15 protein-coding genes and 1 pseudogene are annotated in these 18,142 nt (G+C 66.8%); 9 read left to right on the top strand and 7 right to left on the bottom strand.

The window, feature by feature from the left end; genetic code table 11:
- Positions 1–25: 25 nt before the first annotated feature.
- Together HAV18_RS26755 and HAV18_RS26750 are read left to right on the top strand one after the other, a co-directional pair.
- Positions 26–355 carry a type II toxin-antitoxin system RelE/ParE family toxin gene (locus HAV18_RS26755; protein ID WP_166962120.1) on the top strand — a complete coding sequence of 110 codons (330 nt, stop codon included), beginning with the start codon at positions 26–28 and terminating at the stop codon, positions 353–355.
- A complete protein-coding gene (locus tag HAV18_RS26750) occupies positions 348–683 on the top strand; it encodes a helix-turn-helix transcriptional regulator (protein WP_166962117.1) in 336 nt (111 codons plus the stop codon). Before HAV18_RS26755 ends, HAV18_RS26750 begins: the two co-directional genes overlap by 8 nt.
- A 150-nt stretch (positions 684–833) precedes the next feature.
- Here HAV18_RS26750 and HAV18_RS26745 read toward each other — a convergent pair whose 3' ends face one another.
- On the bottom strand, positions 834–1,757 hold the full coding sequence (locus HAV18_RS26745; protein WP_166962114.1) for an AraC family transcriptional regulator: 924 nt from the start codon (positions 1,755–1,757) through the stop codon (positions 834–836).
- A 181-nt stretch (positions 1,758–1,938) separates the two neighbouring features.
- Here HAV18_RS26745 and HAV18_RS26740 point away from each other — a divergent pair, with 181 nt between their 5' ends.
- The 4 genes and pseudogenes from HAV18_RS26740 to HAV18_RS26725 all read left to right on the top strand — a co-directional run.
- Positions 1,939–2,400 (top strand): (2Fe-2S)-binding protein, encoded by a 462-nt coding sequence (locus tag HAV18_RS26740; protein WP_011354470.1) that lies wholly within the window; start codon positions 1,939–1,941, stop codon positions 2,398–2,400.
- Positions 2,401–2,402: 2 nt separating this feature from the next.
- Positions 2,403–4,613 (top strand): xanthine dehydrogenase family protein molybdopterin-binding subunit, encoded by a 2,211-nt coding sequence (locus tag HAV18_RS26735; RefSeq protein ID WP_166962111.1) that lies wholly within the window; start codon positions 2,403–2,405, stop codon positions 4,611–4,613.
- Positions 4,614–5,076: 463 nt separating this feature from the next.
- Entirely contained in the window at positions 5,077–5,475 is a 399-nt protein-coding gene (locus HAV18_RS26730) for a winged helix-turn-helix domain-containing protein (protein ID WP_166962108.1), read from the top strand.
- A gap of 493 nt (positions 5,476–5,968) precedes the next feature.
- Positions 5,969–6,160, top strand: a pseudogene (locus HAV18_RS26725) (lytic transglycosylase); the annotation flags it as partial.
- A gap of 19 nt (positions 6,161–6,179) precedes the next feature.
- Here HAV18_RS26725 and asnB read toward each other — a convergent pair.
- Together asnB and HAV18_RS26715 are read right to left on the bottom strand one after the other, a co-directional pair.
- Complete coding sequence (gene asnB / locus HAV18_RS26720) at positions 6,180–8,147, bottom strand: asparagine synthase (glutamine-hydrolyzing) (protein WP_166962105.1); 1,968 nt, start codon at positions 8,145–8,147, stop codon at positions 6,180–6,182.
- A gap of 278 nt (positions 8,148–8,425) precedes the next feature.
- Complete coding sequence (locus HAV18_RS26715; protein WP_166962102.1) at positions 8,426–9,259, bottom strand: autoinducer binding domain-containing protein; 834 nt, start codon at positions 9,257–9,259, stop codon at positions 8,426–8,428.
- Between the two features lie 284 nt (positions 9,260–9,543).
- Between HAV18_RS26715 and HAV18_RS26710 the strand changes: the two genes are divergently transcribed.
- Positions 9,544–10,449: a LuxR family transcriptional regulator gene (locus tag HAV18_RS26710; RefSeq protein WP_166962099.1), complete on the top strand. Its 906-nt coding sequence runs from the start codon at positions 9,544–9,546 to the stop codon at positions 10,447–10,449.
- A 127-nt stretch (positions 10,450–10,576) separates the two neighbouring features.
- On the opposite strand, the gene HAV18_RS26705 is transcribed toward HAV18_RS26710, so the two are convergent.
- Together HAV18_RS26705 and HAV18_RS26700 are read right to left on the bottom strand one after the other, a co-directional pair.
- Positions 10,577–12,223, bottom strand: coding sequence for an NRAMP family divalent metal transporter (locus tag HAV18_RS26705; RefSeq protein WP_166962096.1), 1,647 nt, complete (start codon positions 12,221–12,223; stop codon positions 10,577–10,579).
- Between the two features lie 116 nt (positions 12,224–12,339).
- The gene (locus tag HAV18_RS26700; RefSeq protein ID WP_166962093.1) at positions 12,340–12,477 is read right to left on the bottom strand and encodes a hypothetical protein; all 138 of its coding nucleotides are present in this window, start codon (positions 12,475–12,477) and stop codon (positions 12,340–12,342) included.
- Between the two features lie 1,081 nt (positions 12,478–13,558).
- Here HAV18_RS26700 and HAV18_RS26695 point away from each other — a divergent pair.
- On the top strand, positions 13,559–13,828 hold the full coding sequence (locus HAV18_RS26695; RefSeq protein WP_166962090.1) for a hypothetical protein: 270 nt from the start codon (positions 13,559–13,561) through the stop codon (positions 13,826–13,828).
- A 119-nt stretch (positions 13,829–13,947) separates the two neighbouring features.
- Positions 13,948–15,435 (top strand): carbohydrate porin, encoded by a 1,488-nt coding sequence (locus HAV18_RS26690; RefSeq protein ID WP_166962087.1) that lies wholly within the window; start codon positions 13,948–13,950, stop codon positions 15,433–15,435.
- A gap of 96 nt (positions 15,436–15,531) precedes the next feature.
- Here the strand turns inward: HAV18_RS26690 and treA are convergent, their stop codons facing one another.
- Both treA and HAV18_RS26680 read right to left on the bottom strand, forming a co-directional pair.
- Positions 15,532–17,307, bottom strand: coding sequence for an alpha,alpha-trehalase TreA (gene treA / locus HAV18_RS26685; RefSeq protein ID WP_166962084.1), 1,776 nt, complete (start codon positions 17,305–17,307; stop codon positions 15,532–15,534).
- Positions 17,308–17,443: 136 nt separating this feature from the next.
- Positions 17,444–18,073: a TetR/AcrR family transcriptional regulator gene (locus tag HAV18_RS26680; protein WP_166962081.1), complete on the bottom strand. Its 630-nt coding sequence runs from the start codon at positions 18,071–18,073 to the stop codon at positions 17,444–17,446.
- Positions 18,074–18,142: the final 69 nt, after the last annotated feature.

Genomic DNA, 18,142 nt, shown 5'->3' with positions numbered 1-18,142 from the left:
TTAGCATATTTGCTAACATGCGCGAATGAACTGGACCGTCAGCTATTACAACGCGCGCATCAAACGTGAAGTGTTCGCCTTGCCTGCAGGGATTCTTGCCAGCTATCTGAGGCTGCTTGAATTGATGGAGTCGTACGGGGCAGACCTGCGCATGCCGCACTCTCGGGCGATGGGTGGCGGTCTCTTTGAATTGCGCCCCAAGGGTCGCGAAGGCATCGGGCGCGTTTTCTATTGCATGCACGTCGGCCAGGAAATCGTTGTCCTTCACTCCTTCGTCAAGAAGACGCAGGAAACCCCGGACAGCGAATTGAAGATCGCCCGAAAACGAATGAAGGAGGTACAAGACAATGGCTAAGGCAGCACGCCCCGCACGCGCGCGGGATGACGGATACGCACCGGTTCGGCACACGAAGGCAGACACAAAGCGCTTGCTTGCCGACCCGGCCGTGAAGACGGCATATGACGCGCTCGAGGAAGAATTTTCTGCGCTCGATGCCCTGCTTGCCGCGCGTCGCGACGCAGGCCTTACCCAGGCGCAAGTCGCAGAACGCATGGGCACCACCGCGTCGGCCGTGTCACGCCTCGAAGCATCATTGTCCAGCGACAAGCATTCGCCGTCGTTCTCGACACTGCGCAAATACGCAGCCGCTTGCGGCAAACGGCTTGTGATCTCGTTTGCCTGAACACGGCGCAACCTCACGTCTCTTCATCAATGGTCAGTGGCCGGCTGTCGGCCATAACCGCGATGTCATCGACGCTGCACTCCATGCTTACCCGCCACGGCGCGGCGGCAAGCAGCACCCAAGCCGGCGCGCGGCACGCCAGCCGCCGTATCAGCCGAGCAGTTCCTTCCTCCGCAACTGCACGACGTCGCGCATCGGCGGTGCGCCGAACAGCCGGCTGTATTCGCGGCTGAACTGCGACGCGCTTTCGTAGCCGACGACGGCGGCCACCGACCCGACATCGCCGCCCTGCCGCAGCAACAGCCGCCGCGCCTCGTGCAGCCGCAACTGCTTCTGGTACTGCAACGGGCTCAGCGTCGTCACGTGCTTGAAATGATGGTGCAGCGACGACACGCTCATGTTGACCGCCTGCGCGAGCGACTCGACGCGCATCGGCTCCGCGAAGTGATCGCGGATCCATTCGATCGCGCGCGCGATCCGGTGCGTCTGGCTGCCCGCGATCGCCATGTGCCGCAGCCGGGTGCCCTGCCCGCTCGTCATCAGCCGGTACAGCAGTTCCTTTTCGATCAGCGGCGCGACGACCGGAATGTCGGCCGGCGTATCGAGCAGCCGCATCAGCCGCAGCGCGGCATCGAGCAGCGGCGGCGTCAGTTCGGCGAGCGCGATCCCCTCGCCTTCGGGGCCCGCGTCAGGTTCGGGCAGCCGCATCTCGGCCGCGAGCTCGACGATGCGCTGCGGATCGAGCGTCAGCGACAGGCACAGGTACGGCGCGTCCGGCGACGCGCGCGTCACGCGCGACAGGATCGGCAAGTCGATAGAGGTAATCAGGCAATTCTGCGCGTCGTACTCGTAAGCCTGACCGGCCACGATCACGCGCTTCGCGCCCTGCGCGGCGATCACGAGCGCAGCCCGCGACACGCCGCAGCCCATATCGACCGGCCGCGTGTGCCGGTGCAGCATCAAACCCGGCACGGCCGTCGAATGCGAGCCGTCCGCGGGCGCGAATCGGCCGATCAGCGTCGCCAGCTCGCGCCGCCCGGATTCGCGCGACGTCACGATATCGGTCATGTCCATGACGCTTCCTCGATCAATTTCCTCATCTCGCGGGAGCATAGCGAAACCGCCCGCGACCTGCCGGGGATTTGCAGGATTGTTCAATAAATTTGCAGGATTGGGTAGACGCAAAAATCGGCTGCTCGCGCACACTGCCCGCTAACCGGGCGCATGCCGGGTTTTCCCCACGGAGACATACAAAATGCCTACCTCGTTTGTTCTCAATGGCAAGAACGTCACGCTCGACGCCGATCCGTCGATGCCCGTCCTCTGGGCGATTCGCGAACACGCGGGACTGACCGGCACGAAATTCGGCTGCGGCATGGCGCAGTGCGGCGCGTGCACGGTGCATCTCGAAGGCCAGGCCGTCCGCTCGTGCGTGCTGCCGCTCGCCGGCATCGCGGGCAAGCACATCACGACGATCGAAGGCCTGCAGAGCAAGCCCGCGCATGCCGTGCAGGCCGCCTGGGTCAAGCTGCAGGTGCCGCAGTGCGGCTACTGCCAGTCCGGCCAGATCATGTCGGCCACCGCGCTGCTCGAACAGAACCCGAAGCCGACCGACGCGGACATCGACGCCGCGATGAACGGCAACCTGTGCCGCTGTGCGACCTACGCCCGCATCCGGGCCGCGATACACGACGCGGCCGCGACGCTGGGAGCCTGACCATGACGATCGAACTCGACAACACCGGGTCGGTGCGTCCGTCGCGCCGCACGTTCCTGAAGGCCGCGGGGGCAGCTGCCGCCGTCAGCCTCACCATCGGCTTCGAATGGGCCGGCCTCGGCCGCCGCGCGCTGGCCGCGACCGAGCCAGCCGCCGATTTCGCGCCGAACGCGTTCCTGCGCATCACGCCCGACGGCACCGTGACGGTCATCGCGAAGCACGTCGAACTCGGCCAGGGTGCGTATACGGGCATCGCGACGATCGTCGCCGAAGAGCTCGACGCCAACTGGTCGAGCGTGCGCGTCGAAAGCGCCCCGGCCGATGCGAAGCGTTATGCGAACCTCGCGTTCGGCACGATGCAGGGCACGGGCGGCAGCTCCGCGATGGCGAACTCGTGGCAGCAGTTGCGCGAAGCGGGCGGCAAGGCCCGCGCGATGCTGGTATCGGCCGCCGCGGCTCGCTGGAAGGTGCCCGCCGGCGAGCTGACGACCGCCAATGGCGTCGTCACGCACGCGAAGAGCGGCAAGTCGGCGCCGTACGGCACGCTCGTTGCCGATGCGTCGAAGCTGCCGGTGCCGGACAAGGTCGCGCTGAAGCAGCCGGCCGATTTCAAGCTGATCGGTCACCGGATTCCGCGCGTCGACGCGTCGGCGAAATCGAACGGCACCGCACATTTCACGCTCGACACGACCTTCCCCGGCATGCGCGTCGCGCTGCTGCAGCGCCCGCCGCGCTTCGGCGCGACAGTGAAGTCGTTCGACGCGACGGCGGCCAAGGCCGTGCCCGGCGTCGTGTCGGTCGTGCAGGTGCCGGGCGGCGTCGCGGTCGTCGGGACCGGCTTCTGGGCCGCGAAACAGGGTCGCGACGCGCTGAAGATCGAATGGGACGAAGCGAACGCCGAAAAGCGCAGCTCGGACGAGATCATGCGCGAATACCGGCAGCTCGCCGACAAGCCGGGCACGTCGGCGCGCAAGGACGGCGATGCCGACGCGGCGATCGCGGGCGCCGCGCGCAAGATCGCCGCGACGTACGAATTCCCGTATCTCGCGCACGCGCCGATGGAGCCGCTCGACGCGGTCGTCAAGCTGACGGCGGACAGTTGCGAAATCTGGGCCGGCGACCAGTTCCAGACCGTCGACCAGGCCAACGCGGCCCGGACGGCAGGGCTGAAGCCCGAGCAGGTGCAGATCCACACGCTGTATGCGGGCGGCAGCTTCGGCCGGCGTGCGAACGCATGGTCGGACTACGTGGTCGAGGCCGTGTCGATCGCGAAGGCGCTCGGCGCGGACGGCAAACCCGTCAAGCTGCAATGGACGCGCGAGGACGACATCCAGGGCGGCTTCTACCGGCCGATGTACTTCCACAAGCTCGACGCGGGCCTGACCGCGGACGGCAAGCTGGTCGGCTGGCGCCACCGGATCGTCGGCCAGTCGATCCTCGCCGGCACGCCGTTCGAGGCGTTCATGGTCAAGAACGGCGTCGACGCGACGTCGGTCGAGGGTGCGGCGAACCTGCCGTACGCAGTGCCGAACGTGTCGGTCGAGCTCACCACCGCGAAGACGGGCGTGCCCGTGCTGTGGTGGCGCGTGGTCGGCAGCTCGCACACGGCGTACGCCGTCGAGGCGTTCATCGACGAAGCCGCGCACACGGCAGGCAAGGATCCGTACGCATTCCGGCGCGACCTGCTCGAGAAGGAGCCGCGCATGCGTGCGGTGCTGGACCTGGCCGCGCAGAAGGCCGGCTGGGACCCGGCCAAGCCGCTGCCGAAGGGCCGCGGGCGCGGGATCGCGGTGGCCGAGGCGTTCAAGAGCTATGTCGCGCAGGTGGCCGAGGTGTCGGTCGACGCGGACGGCAAGGTGAAGGTCGAGCGCGTGGTGTGCGCGGTCGATTGCGGGATCGCGATCAATCCCGACATCGTCGCCGCGCAGATGGAGGGCGGCATCGGCTTCGGGCTCGGCGCAGTGATGCACAGCGCGATCACGCTGAAGGACGGCCAGGTCGAACAGCGCAACTTCGACGGCTACCACGTGCTGCGGATGGCCGAAATGCCGAAGGTCGAGGTGCATATCGTGCCGTCGGCCGAAGCACCGACCGGGGTGGGTGAGCCGGGCGTCGCGCCGGTCGGGCCCGCGGTCGCGAACGCGATCTTCGCGGCAACGGGCAAGCGGCATTACGTGCTGCCGTTCGATTCGGCGGATAGCGCGAAGGCTTGATGAGGGGACGGAACGCCGGCCGCGGTTTGCGCTGCGGCCGGCGTTTTTACGCCAGCCATCCTGCTTCAATGTCGGGTTCGATGTAGGGTTGGATATACATTTACGCCGCTGATTTATATGGATTTTTACGAAGTTCATGTCGGGTTCCATGTAGGGCTGCCCCTGCTCTCCTCGTCCCCAACCGAGCACACGTTACCCGCACTTTGACCCGCCTCCCCCGCACGTTACGTCAAACGTAACGCCCGTAACGTCGCCCGCCGATGCTACGTAACAATCCTTCAAGGTCGCCCCGACCCCTTTTCTATCCGCGGCGCGTGCCGCGTTAAAAATTCTTTTAAATTCAAGGCTGCAGCGCCGCCTGCTAGGGCGCCGGCCCCGGTCGTTACGTGACGATCTTCTCCCTGGCCCGGAAGTTGCAGCACAGGACCCGCAAACACTCCTTTATGGACATGCGAGGGCCACCATGGATTGCAAATACCTGTACATCGACAACATAAAAATCAACTTCGTGCGCCGCACGATCGAAATCGACAACAAGATCGTCGACGTCACGCCGCGTGAATTCGATGTCGTCGAGTTCCTGCTCGACAACATGAACAAGATCGTGCCGAGGCAGGCAATCCAGGAAGCCGTGTGGGGCCGTGAACTCGGCGTGTCGTCGCGCACGCTCGACACCCATATCTCGCGTATCCGCTCGAAGCTGCAACTCGATCACGACAAGAACCTGCGGATCATTCCGATCTACGCGGTCGGCTATCGCCTGGTGCTGTTCGGTGCGGCAATGACGCACGTCGAGCGCCACGACGCCGCGCCGATCCTGCGCGCGGCACCGCAGGCCGTGATGGCCGCCGACTACGCCTGACGATTTACCCCGCGCGCTGCCTACCCGCGGCGCGCCTGCAACGCTCCCCCCACCGCGCTGCGTCGTTGCGCAGCGCCTCGCGGCGCGCCCGTCGGGCGCGGCCTGCACGCCGCCCGGCCCGCCAGCCAGTCGCGACCCGACCGCCGCCTCCGGGCGGCGGTCGCTTTTGGGCGCCGGCGGCCGCACAACGTCGCGCCTCGTCACTTCCACTCCGGCCGCCGCCCGCGCCTACGGATTCCGGCGTGACACACGGCCGTTGCCGTCCCTACAATCGACCCAGCAGCCACGCGCCTTCCGCGCGACCGGCCCCGGGACGAATGAAATGACCATGAAGATGCGCAATTCGCGAACCGTCGTCGCCTGCCTGTACGCGCTGGTCGCGCTCGCGTGCACCGCGCCGCCCGTTGCGCACGCGGCGAACACGGTGACCGACAGCACGCTTCACGTCGCGTCGACGACATCGGGCAATCCGGATGACGCCAGCGCCGGGCGCGACACGCCGCCCGCACGCCAGCGACGGATGGATGCCGTTGCAACCACACCGCCCGATCGCGCGCGCCGGCAAGCTTCGCCGGCGGCCTCCGCCGATCCTCCTTCGTGCCATGCACGGCCCGTGATGACGATGTGTCGCGGCCTGCAATCGAGCGACGCGAAGCAGCGCTGCATGCGCTGCCTCGATCAGTAACGACGCGCTGCGCGCCGACTCATGCGGCGCGCTGCGCCTCCAGCCACGCCTGGAACATCAGCACCGTCCATAGCTGGTGCTGCCAGTTCATCCGTCCGGTCACGTGCTGCCGCCACAGACGCTCGACCGCGGCCGCATCGAAGAAGCCTTCCTCGCGCAACCGTGACGGCTGCAGCAGCGCCTCGGCCCAGTCGCGCAGCGCACCGCGCAACCAGTGATCGACGGGTGCGCAGAAGCCCTGCTTCGGCCTGTCGATCAGCGCGGACGGCACGTACCGGTCGAGCAGCCGGCGCAGCAGCGCCTTCGACTGCCCTTCCGGCAAACGCACCTCCGCCGGCACGCGCCAGGCGAATTCGACGACGTGATGGTCGAGGAACGGCATGCGCGTTTCGAGGCTCACCGCCATCGCCGCGCGATCGACTTTCGCGAGGATGTCGGTCGGCAGGTACGTGAGCGTGTCGATCGCCATCGCCTGCTCGGCGAAGCTCAGGTGCGCGGGCCACGCGGATACGGTGTCGAGCGGCGTCGCCGGCTCCTGCCCCGACAGCGCGAGGCGCTCGGGATGGTGCACCGACGACATCAGCAACCGGTACAGCCCGATGCGGCTCTCGGCGGTCATCACGTGGCCGAGCTTGTGCAGGCGATCGCCGATGCGCGCCGCCGATTCGCGTGCCTCCACGCCGCCCCATGCACCCTGCGCGACAGCCGCAAGCTGGTCCGCGTGATCGGGCCGCAACGCATGCAGCGCGGCCGCGATCCGCGCGCGCACGGCGCCCGGCACGCGATGCAGCTTGCGCCACAGGCGCGGCGTCAGGAAGTAGCGCGTGTAGCCGCCGAACAGCTCGTCGCCGCCGTCTCCGGACAGGCTCACCTTCACATGCCGGCGCGTCAGCTCCGACACGAGAAAGGTCGGGATCTGCGATGCATCGGAAAACGGCTCGTCGTAGATCGACGGCAGCTTCGGCACGACGCCGAGCGCATGGTCGGCCGTCACGTAGAGCTCGGTATGGCGCGTGCCGAGATGACGCGCGACGGCCTTCGCATAACCGGCTTCGTCGTAGCCGGCCTCGTGGAAGCCGATCGTGAACGTATCGACCGGTGTCGACGATTGCGCCTGCATCAGCGCGACGATCGTCGACGAATCGACGCCGCCGGACAGGAACGCGCCGAGCGGCACGTCGGCCTCCATCTGCCGCGCGACGGCCTGGCGCAGGACCGTGTCGAGCTGGCTCACCGCCTCGTCGGCGCTGCCCTTGAACGGCTGCGCGCGACCGTCCTCGATCGCCTGTTCGAGCGTCCAGTACGCACGCAGGCGCGGCGTGTCGCGCGCATGCTCGAACTGGATATACGTGCCGGGCGGCAGCTTGTGGATGCCGCGATAGATCGTGTGCGGCGCGGGCACGCTCGACTGGCGCAGGTACAGGCACAGCGCGTCGCGGTCGATCTCGCCGTCGAAGCCCGGATAGCCGCGCAGCGCCTTCAGCTCGGACGCGAACACGAGCGCGTCGCCGATCCGGCCGTAGTAGAGCGGCTTTTCGCCGATCCGGTCACGCGCGAGCGTCAGCACCCGCGACGCACGATTCCACAGCGCGAACGCGAACATGCCGGTCGCGCGCCGCAGCGTCGCGTCGACACCCCACGCGACGATCGCCGCGATCAGCACCTCGCTGTCGGAGTGGCCACGCCACGCCGGTGCGCGCCCCGCGCGCTCGAGCTCCGCGCGCAGTTCGCGATGGTTGTAGATTTCGCCGTTGAAGACCATGACGTAGCGGCCGCACGCCGATGCCATCGGCTGTCGGCCGTGTACCGACAGGTCGACGATCGCGAGCCGCCGGTGGCCGAGCGCGATGCCGGCTTCCGGGTCGACCCAGATCCCCTGCCCGTCCGGCCCGCGATGCGCGAGGCTTGCCGTCATGCGCGCGAGCGTGCCGCGCGCTGTCTCCTCATCGAAGGCGATGCTGTTCAGAAAGCCGTCGATTCCGCACATTGATTTGTTCGCCCCTGTTGACCAATTCCGTCATGCATGGCGCAACCTCGTGGCGCGCCGTCCGGCGTGACGATCGGGCCATATTACGAAGAAATAAATCAGCAATAATTCATAGGTGAATGTCGCAATCACTCGAAAAAAACGCTGTCAAGCAGCGTGTGCGCATCGGGACGGCACGGGCGGCCGAAACGGCGCGACGGGCCGGCCACGGACGGGCTGGCCCGACGGTCATCGGGACTCGCTAAGAAAACGGGAACGAACGCGGGAGAAGGGCTGCGTCAGGACGGCAGCCGGCGCGCCGCCAGATACGCGAGCTGCGCGCGGTTCTGCACGTTGAAGAGTTTTTCGAGCGAGCGGATATGGTGGCCGACCTTGTGCAGCGACGTGCGCAGCGCGCTCGCGATCTCCTGGTCGGACAGTCCGTGCACGAGGCGGTCGAGCACCTGCTGCTGCTCGTCGCCGAGCGCGAAGCCGCGCATGCGTGCGATGCGCGCCTCGAGGAACGGCAGCGCGACGCGATGCACCGCGAGGCTGACCGACAGCGCGCCGCCGATCACGCGATCGTCGATCCATTCGGTGCCGTGCGTCTCCGACGTCACGTTTACCGCGACGCGCAAGTCGAGGCGCGGCGCCGACAGGCCGAACAGCACGCCGCTGTTCATCGCGTGCGCACGCAGATGGCCCGCGAGCGCCAGCATCTTGCGATCGCCGCTGCCCTGCGCGGCCGCCTCGATCTCGTCGAGCTGCCACGCGACCGGAAAGCCGCTCTGCCGCACCTGCGCGAACCGCGGGTCGCTCTCGTAGAGCATGCCTTCGAAAAACGGCTGCATGAACGTCGCGGGGGCGAGGTCGCGCAGCAGATGCGCGCACAGGATGCGCCGCCCGATCATTTCGAATGCGCCGTAACCGAGCGTACTGAAACCGATTTGCCGCAAGCGCGCATGGCATTGCGCGAAATCGATCGAAGCAAGGTCGGTTTTACCGGATTCGATTTGCGCGCCGGTAAAAACGTCGTGCCCGATTGCCTGATATTCATTCGAATAAACCGCAGCCGTTGCGATATCGGCCTGCGAAAACCACTCGACGCGTGGTGCGCCGTCAGCATATGTCATGAGGAGCCCGCCCTTTCCCAATATGTGAACCTGCGCCCCGTCACGATCTGGTCTTTTCTTTATGGATTTTCTGGTCTTCGTTATATGCGTGCGAATAGGAATCTTCCGCCGCCATTAGTATTACGGCATATTACGCGTACACAGGCGTTTTTGTACAATGCCCCCGCGCCGGGTCAGGGATGACGATCCGCGCATATCACACCGATGCTCGATCGCACCGCCGCGGCGGCCGTACACGATACGGTCGCCGTCAGGCGATACGCGTCGATTCCGAGGGATGGCACATGTCCGACATTGCATTGCATGAAGAAGCGGTCGCCTCAACCTTTTCCCGCCCGCCGCACGGGCTGAACGCGTGCTCCGACGCGCCGCGGGAGCGCCCCGTGCAGGTCGTCTGGTGCGACGACGTGAAGCGCGGCGAGCTCACGCAGCCGCACGCGCCGAAGCTCGGCGTCGCCGATACGCTCGCGCACGCGCAGAGCACGGCCGAGCGCAGCCGGATCGTCGCAAGCCTGCTGCACCTGACGGGCTTCTCGACGTTCGCGTACTTCGCGCTCGAGTTCGCGCACGAGCGGGTCGAAAGTCTCTACCTGCACGAAGCCTTCACGCCGTCCACCTATCGCGGCGACTATGTGCGACACAGCCATCACGACATCGATCCGCGCACGCTCGGCGCGCGCGTGTGCAACATGCCGATCGTGTGGGATCTGCAGCAGTTGCGCCGCGAGCATCGCGAGCGCGACGACGCCCCGCGCGTGACGCCGGCCGCGCTCGACGGCTTCCTGCAGACGATGCACGACGACGGGATGTGCAGCGGCATCATGTATTCGATGGCCGTGCCCGGCACGCGGTTGCATGCGTTCATGAGCTTCACCGCGCCGCGCCGCACGCGCGAATGGATCACGCCGGCGACGATCGAGCAGGCGCTGTCGATCGGGCTGTCGGTGCACAAGTTCGCGTCGCCGCAGCTGATCTCGACGTCGCGCGAGCGCGCGGTGAACGGGCTCACGCCGTTCGAGCAGGAACTGCTGCTCGGCATCGCCGAAGGCGCATCCGACAAGGAGATCGGCCGGCGCCTCGACACCAGCGCGCACAACGTCGACTATCACCTGCGCAAACTGCGCAAGCGCTTCGGCGTCGCGAACCGGATCCAGCTCACGTACCTGACGTCGAAGCTCGAGCTGATCTGACGCTCGCGCCGCGCGTGCGACGTGCCGCAAGCGGACGCGTAAACGCACATGCCGGCCACGGAGGCCGGCATGTGCGGGTTGCGGCGCGGTGCCGGGTCCGGCGCCGCTTCCTGGAAGACGACCTGCGTTACTTCAGCAGCGTCATCTGCACTACCTTGACGATCACGAGACCGACCGCGATCACGAGATAGCCGCGCAGCACGGCCATCCACACGCGCGTCGTCAGCGTCATCTTCTGCGGCTCGAGTGTGTCGAGCGGCGGCATGCGCCAGGTGTCGCGTTGCGAACGATCGACGCCCGGTTCGACGACACGCTTGTTGCGGCGGATCAGCACCGTCACGAGATAGCCGACGATCGCGAACACGCTGCCGCCCACCAGCACGTCGAGGATGGCTTCACCGCTGATATCCGGATACATCACCGATGCGGTCAGGATGATCGACAGCATCACGAGCACCCAGATCACCGCGCCGGTGAACACGTTGAGCTTCGTCGAGTTGATCCACGGGCCGAGCACCTGCTTGTCGTTGCAAAGCAGCAGCAGGAACACGGTTGCGCTCGGCAGCAGCACGCCCGCGAGCGTCTGCACGGCTTCCGTCAGCAGGCCCAGCGGGCTGCCCGGGATCAGCACCAGTGCGGCAGCGGCCGCGACGATGCCGAAGTAGACGAGATAGAAGCCCTTCGCGTCCGACACGTTGCGGTGCAGCGAGTGGCGGATCTTGAACACGTCGCCGATCGCATAAGCGGTCGACAGCGACACGGCTGCCGCGCCGATGATGCACGCGTCGAGCAGCGCCACCGCGAACAGCGTCGCGCTCGTGCGGCCCGAATATTTCTCGAGGCCCGCGATGATGCCGCCGGCGTCGGTGAAGTTGCCGAATTCCGGATGACCCGAGAACAGCTGAGCCGAGAAGGCGATCATCGCGACCGCACCCACCAGCACGAAGGCGATGCCGATCCACAGATCCGCCTTTTCATACTTCATGAAGCGCGGCGTGATGCGCTTGTCGATCACGTAGCTCTGCTGGAAGAACAGCTGCCATGGTGCGACCGTCGTACCGACGATGCCGATCACGAGCAGCATCACGTCGGACAGCTTCGCGTGCGTGGGCCAGTTCGGCACGAAGAAATCGCGCGTGATCTGCCCGACCGGCGGATGGATCGACACGAGCACCGGCACGAGCAGCAGGCTCAGCAGGCACAAACCGATCGCGAACCGCTCGAAGCGCCTGAAGTCGCCCGTACTCACCGCGGCCATCGTCAATGCGGCCGCCACGCACACGCCCGCGACCTTCGGTAAACCGAAGAAATCCAGCACGAACGTGATGCCGATGAACTCGGTGACGATGGTGAGCGCATTGAGCAGGAACAGGTCGATCACGCTGAACGCGCCCCAGAACTTGCCGAAGCGCTCGAAGATCAGGCGGGCATGGCCGACGCCCGTGACCGCACCGAGGCGCAGCACCATTTCCTGGTTCACGTAAAGCACCGGCACGAGCAGCAGCAGCGTCCACAGCAGCGTCGTGCCGTAGTTCTGGCCGGCTTGCGTATAGGTGCCGAATGCACCGGCATCGTTATCGCCGACCATCACGATGAGGCCGGGGCCGATGATCGCGAGCAGCGTGCGCAGACGCGCCCACCACGTACCGCGGGCACCGGTGTCGTGGCGCGCGATCGTGCCGAGCGCACCGCGGATATCGCCCAGGTGGGCTTCGTCGAGCACGGCGCTGCGTTCGGCGGCGATCGGTGGAGAAACGTTGGATGGCGTGGACATGATTTATTCCGTACGGCTAAGGGTTATCTAATGAGCGTGTGACCTTGGAATGCGCGCGGGGCAGCCGCTCGATGGCGGCCGCGCGTGCGCATGCCGAGGCGCGCTCGGCGCTTCTTTCAGTGGATCAACGATTTCAGCTGGTTCAGCAGGCGGGTGAACACCCGCGGACGGGCGTCGAGCGTCAGCATCGCGTCGTAGTGGTTGCGCGATTCCGTGACGTGCGGGAGATTCGACAGCAGAAGGCCGAAGTTCATGGTCTGGCTCCGTGCGGCGACGGCAGGCGTGCCGGCCGCGTGTTGGGCGCGGGGCCAGTCCGGGGCCTGAACGACGTGTCAGGCTAGTCGGCCGGATTGTCCCTGCGACCCGGGTTCAAAAGGGTCTGTGCGTGCAATGGGCATAAGGGACAACTGTCACTGTCGTTCATGGCGGCTCCTGTGCGGTGTTCCGGAGAACACGGTTGACCGCCGTCAGGCCTGCGGGCCGGCATTTGCGATGCCTGAACAAGGCATGCGCAAACGCGGCCGCCTGCCAGGCGGCGGAGAAACCGGACGGCGCATGCGAAAACGCATCACGCTAACCGGCGCGAATCAGGGTGCACGTAGGGAGTTACTGCGGAATACTGCTGCGCGCACCGTTTGCCTGGGAGACAAACGGCGGCTTCGATGAGGCGCGGACGTCGGTCGCTCAGGCGGGAATTTCGTTCGAAGATCGACTACTGCAGGCGTCCAAGGCGGCGGCCCCAAGAGTGAAGATGCCGGATTCTATGGACGGCCCGAAAGTGAAGTCAACCCCACCAAACCCCATTTCTCGAAATAAATTTCCTGCTTCGCGGCACTGAAAGATTTGCCCTTGAAACGACGCGCCGAAACCTTTCAACGCGTCACGATGCGATCCTCAGCCGATGCGGGCGAACAACGCCGAGACGCCTCTCGTCGTCCCGATCCCCTGCCGGTCCCGCGCCAAAACGGGCCGAAACGGGCCGTCGCAGCGCTCGCGCAACGCGCATCATTTTTATGCGGTTTTTACTTGCATTGCAGCAAATTACGCGAATACAATCCGCCCCAATTCATCAAGGGAGTCCCTCCGTGGACACATGCTCTAGTTGTAGTTCGACGCCGGTCCAGGCCGGCCAAGCCATCGCGAGATAGCAGCCAGACGCATGTCTTTCGCCGCTAACTCGCATTCGTCGGGTTAGCGCGCTTCCTCCCGAGCCGGCCTTCGCCGGTTCGTCCGTTGCACGCTCCATTACGTTCCACCCTCCGATCGCAGGCCGCGTCATGCGCCCGCGCTCGATCACGTCGTCCGGCCTTTGCCGGACCGGACGGAGGCAGCGTCATGTTTTTTCAATCGTTCGCGGTCAGACTCAAGCGCATCGTGCATATCGCTTGCGACCGCTCGTTCGTTTCCGGCCTCTCGCCGCTCGCCCACGCATTCAGCAACTGGCGCGGCACGGCGCTCGCCCACGTGCCGGCGACGCCCCGCCCGCTCGACTGCCTGATGGTCGCCGTGATGGCTGCCGCGGTCGCGCTCGTCGCGCTGCTGTGCTCGGCCGCGCCGCGCCTCGGCTTCGCACAGGTGTGGCGCATCGGCGGCTGGCTGCCGTAAGTCCCTCGTCGCGCGGCAGTGGCGCGCGCCAGGTGCCGCCGCGCGACCGTCTCGCCAAGCTTCCCCCATCACGTTTCAGTTTCTTCAGCCCAACTAATCAAACCGCCAACGGAACCCACATGAAGAATCATCTCGAACCCGTCCCGCGCACGCTCCGCCTCAATGCGCTCGCCGCGCTGCTGCTGTCGCTCGCCGCCGCGCCCGCGTTCGCGCAATCGTCGTCGCCGGCCGCGGCCGAACCGGCGGCCGGCGCCAGCGACGCCGCCGCGACCGCACAACAGGCCGCCGATGCTGCCGCGCCCGCCCCCACCGGCTTCTGGGAGCGCTCGAACCTGCTCGGCAACATGGGCGGCCTGCGCGACCTGCTGGGCGATCACGGCATCACGCTGAGCCTGCAGGAAACCAGCGAATACCTGTACAACACGTCGGGCGGAACGGGGCGCGGCGGCGCCTACCAGGGGCTCACGCAATTCGGCTTCAACGTCGACACGGGCAAGGCGGTCGGCCTGCCGGGCGGCACGTTCAACGTGTCCGGGCTGCAGATCCACGGCACCAACCTCACGCAGCGCTACCTGCAAACGCTGCAGACCGCGACCGGCATCGAAGCGAATTCGACCACGCGCCTGTGGGAGCTCTGGTACCAGCAGTCGTTGCTCGACGGCAAGGTCGACGTGAAGGTCGGCCAGCAGAGCGTCGACCAGGAATTCATGGTGAGCCAGAACGCGGCGACCTTCATGAACGCCACGTTCGGCTGGCCCGTGCTGCCGTCCACCGACCTGCCGGCCGGCGGCCCCGCGTATCCGCTGTCGTCGCTCGGCGTGCGGCTGCGCGTGAAGCCGGCCGATGCGTGGACCGCGATGGTCGGCGTGTTCGACGGCAACCCGGCCGGCCGCACCGATGGCGATGCGCAGGTGCTGAATGCGCACGGCACCAACTTCAACCTGCGCAGCGGCGCATTCGTGATCGGCGAAGTGCAGTATGCGCTGAACGCGCCGCCCGCCGATCCGAAGGCGCCGCAGCCGGCCGGCCTGCCTGGCACGTACAAGCTCGGCTTCTGGTATCAGTCGCAGCATGCGAACGATCCGCGCTACGGCACCGACGGCCTGTCGCTCGCGGATCCGGCAAGCAACGGCATGCCGGCTACGCATCGCGGCAACTACAGTTTCTATGCGGTCGCGGACCAGATGGTGTGGCGGCCGTCGGCTGACAGCCCGCGCTCGGTCGGCGTGTTCGCGCGCGTGATGGGCGCGCCGGGCGATCGCAATACCGTCGATTTCGCCGCCAACGCAGGCGTGACGCTGAAGGCGCCGTTCAAGGGGCGCGACAACGACGTCGCGGGCCTCGCGGTCGGCTACACGAAGATCGGCTCGCATGCGCGCGGCCTCGACGGCGACACCGGCGTCTACACGACGCCCGGCTATCCGGTGCGCCGCGCGGAAACGGTCATCGAGGCGACCTACCAGTACCAGGTCACGCCGTGGTGGCAGATGCAGGCCGACCTGCAGCACTTCTTCCGCCCGGGCGGCGGCATCCCGAACCCGAACGCGGCCGGTGCGCGCATCGGGGACGAAACGGTGGTCGGTGTGCGCACGACGATCACGTTCTGACGCAAGCCGGATGCAGACACGGGCCGGATGGCCGCTCACGCGACAGTCCGGCCCGTGCGTGCCCTCGCGGTGCAAGCGCGCGGCCCGCGCCGCGCGTCACTCGCCGTACAGCCCGAGCAGTTTCAGCGTGACGCCGTTGGTCCAGCCGAATCCGTCCTGCAGCGGATATTCGCCGCCCCCGCCGCCGCCCGTGCCGGCGCCTTCGACCACGTACTTCTCGACCAGCTTGCCTTCGGTCGCATACACGTGCTTCACGTCGGACAGGAAACGCGTGCCGATGTCCTTCGCGAGCGCCGGTTCGCCATAGCGCCGCAGCCCGTCGATCGCGATCCACTGCAACGGCGCCCAGCCGTTCGGCGCATCCCACTGCTGCCCCGTGTTCTCGGTGGTCGTCGCGAGGCCGCCCGGTTGCAGCAGCGTCTTGCGCACCTCGCGCGCGGTCGCCTTCGCGCGCTCGGGCCACGCAACGCCCGCGAACAACGGATACAGCGCGGCGGCCGTCACGGCGTCGCGCGGCTTGCGCAACTGCCAGTCGTAGTCGCCGTAGTAGCCGCGACGGTTCCACAGATAACGGTTGATCGCGGCCGCACGCCGCGCCGCGCGCCCGGAAAAATCGGTCACGCATGCCACGTCGCGCGTGACCGTGCAGCCCTTCACGATCGTCGTCTCGAGATGGAACATCAGGCTGTTCAGGTCGACCGGCACGATCGACGTCGTGCGGATCGTCGCGAGCGTCTTGCCGTCGCCGAACCAGCGCGAGCTGTAGTCCCAGCCGCTTTCGGCGCCCGCGCGCAGGTCGCGGTAGACCTCGTTCGCCGGACGCCCCGGCACCGACTTCGCGGTCGTCACGTCCTCGAGATACGACTCGTCGCGCGGCGTATCGCTCGCATCCCAGTAGCGGTTCAGCACCGCGCCGTCGGGCATCGCGACCACATGGCGCGCGGCCTGCCCGCGTGGCGTCGTGGTTTCGCCCTGCATCCAGTACGCATGCTCCTTGCGCAGTTCCGGCAGGTACTTCTGGTAGACCTTGTCGCCTTCTGCCTGCGCGGCAAGCGTGACCATGTACGCGAAGAACGGCGGCTGCGAGCGGCTCGCGTAGTACGTGCGGTTGCCGTTCGGGATGTGCCCGATCGTGTCGATCAGGTGAGCGAAGTTGTCGAGCATGTCGTCGACGAGATCCTCGCGGCCCGACGCCTGCAGCCCGAGCATCGTGAAATAGGTATCCCAGTAGTAGCCTTCGCGGAAGCGGCCACCCGGCACGACATACGGCTTCGGCAGCGGGATCAGCGAACTGTACGGCGGCACCGTCGCGCTCGACCGCGTGAGCTGCGGCCACAGCCAGTCGATGTGCTGGCGCAGCGTCTGGTTCGGCGGCGGCGTCACGCCGCCTTCCGGGGGCGGCGTGAAATGCTGGCCGACGAACGTCTTCAGCGAGAAGCCCGGCTGCGATTTCTGTTGCTGATACAACTGCACGATCGTCGCGGGATCGCTGTCGGGCGTCGCGTCGACGAAGGTCTTCTGGTCGGGATAGATCTGCGCGGTCTGCACCGCGACGAACAGGTCGCCGTAGAGCTGGCTCGGCGGCGGCAGCAACGTGCCCGACACGGGGCCGGCAATCGTGGCCGTAGCGGGCGCGGCCGACTGATCGACCGCCTGCGGGGCGGCGCGGTTCGCGTTGTCGGCCTGCGCGGCGCAGCCGGCAACGGCAAGATACGCGACGGCCAGTGCGGCGGCCCAGCGAAGACGCGGCGCGGGTGGCCCGAGCGGCAACGAACGACGGAGCGAGAGACGGGCTGAGAAACGGGTCGGGAAGCGGACTGAGAAGCCGGTTGAGAAGCGAGATGCGATCGATGCGGCACGACGTGACGTCATGACGTGTCCCCTCCTTTCGATGGTGAGTGGGTCGGCACGAGGTCTCGTTCGCGCGCGCGCTCGTCTCGATGGCCCTCGATCGATACGCGTCGTTTTGTGCTGCGAGTGGGTCCGACTGTCGCACGAAACGTGCGCATCAAGCAAGTTTCGATTCACGCGACTCGCGCAGATAACCGCGTACGGCCCGCCACGCACGCGCGTCGAGCGCATCCGCATCGGTCTCGCCGCGCGCGCCCGCCGCATCGACAATTCCCTTCACGATCGCGAGCAGATCATGCGCGACAACTTCGAGCGCAGCGACGCGCGGTGCATCGCGCAGCCCGAGCGCATGCAGCAGCATCGCGTGGATGCGATCCGCGACACGTGCGGTGCGCGCGCCGAGCGGCAGCCGCGCCTCCTCGAAATCGATCAGCCGCGCGAGCACGGGACGGCGCATCTGGTGCGCAACGGCCGCGCGCACGAGTGCGCGCAGCACGTCGTCGCACGACGCCAACGCGGCGGCCCGGTCGACGTCGTCGAGCAGATGCGCACTCTCGCGCTCGACGAGCGCGGCCGTCAGTGCATCACGATTCGGGAAGTATTGATAGAGCGAACCGATGCTCACGCCGGCCAGTGCCGCGACCGCGTTCGTCGTGTAACCGTCGAAGCCGTCGCGCTCCAGGATGCGGGCAGCGGCCTCGACGATCGCGTCGACGGTGGCCACCGAGCGGCGCTGTCGCGGCGCCTTGCGGGGCGACAGCGGAATTCGCGGGGATGATTCGGACATGGCCGGGATGCTAGTTTCGGATATGAGCAAACGCTCATATTCTAGAAACGCCCTTCCGCTCCGTCAAAA

It is taken from the genome of Burkholderia sp. D-99 (assembly GCF_011605345.1).
Lineage (GTDB): Bacteria > Pseudomonadota > Gammaproteobacteria > Burkholderiales > Burkholderiaceae > Burkholderia.
This window is presented reverse-complemented; position numbering and strand designations above follow the sequence as displayed.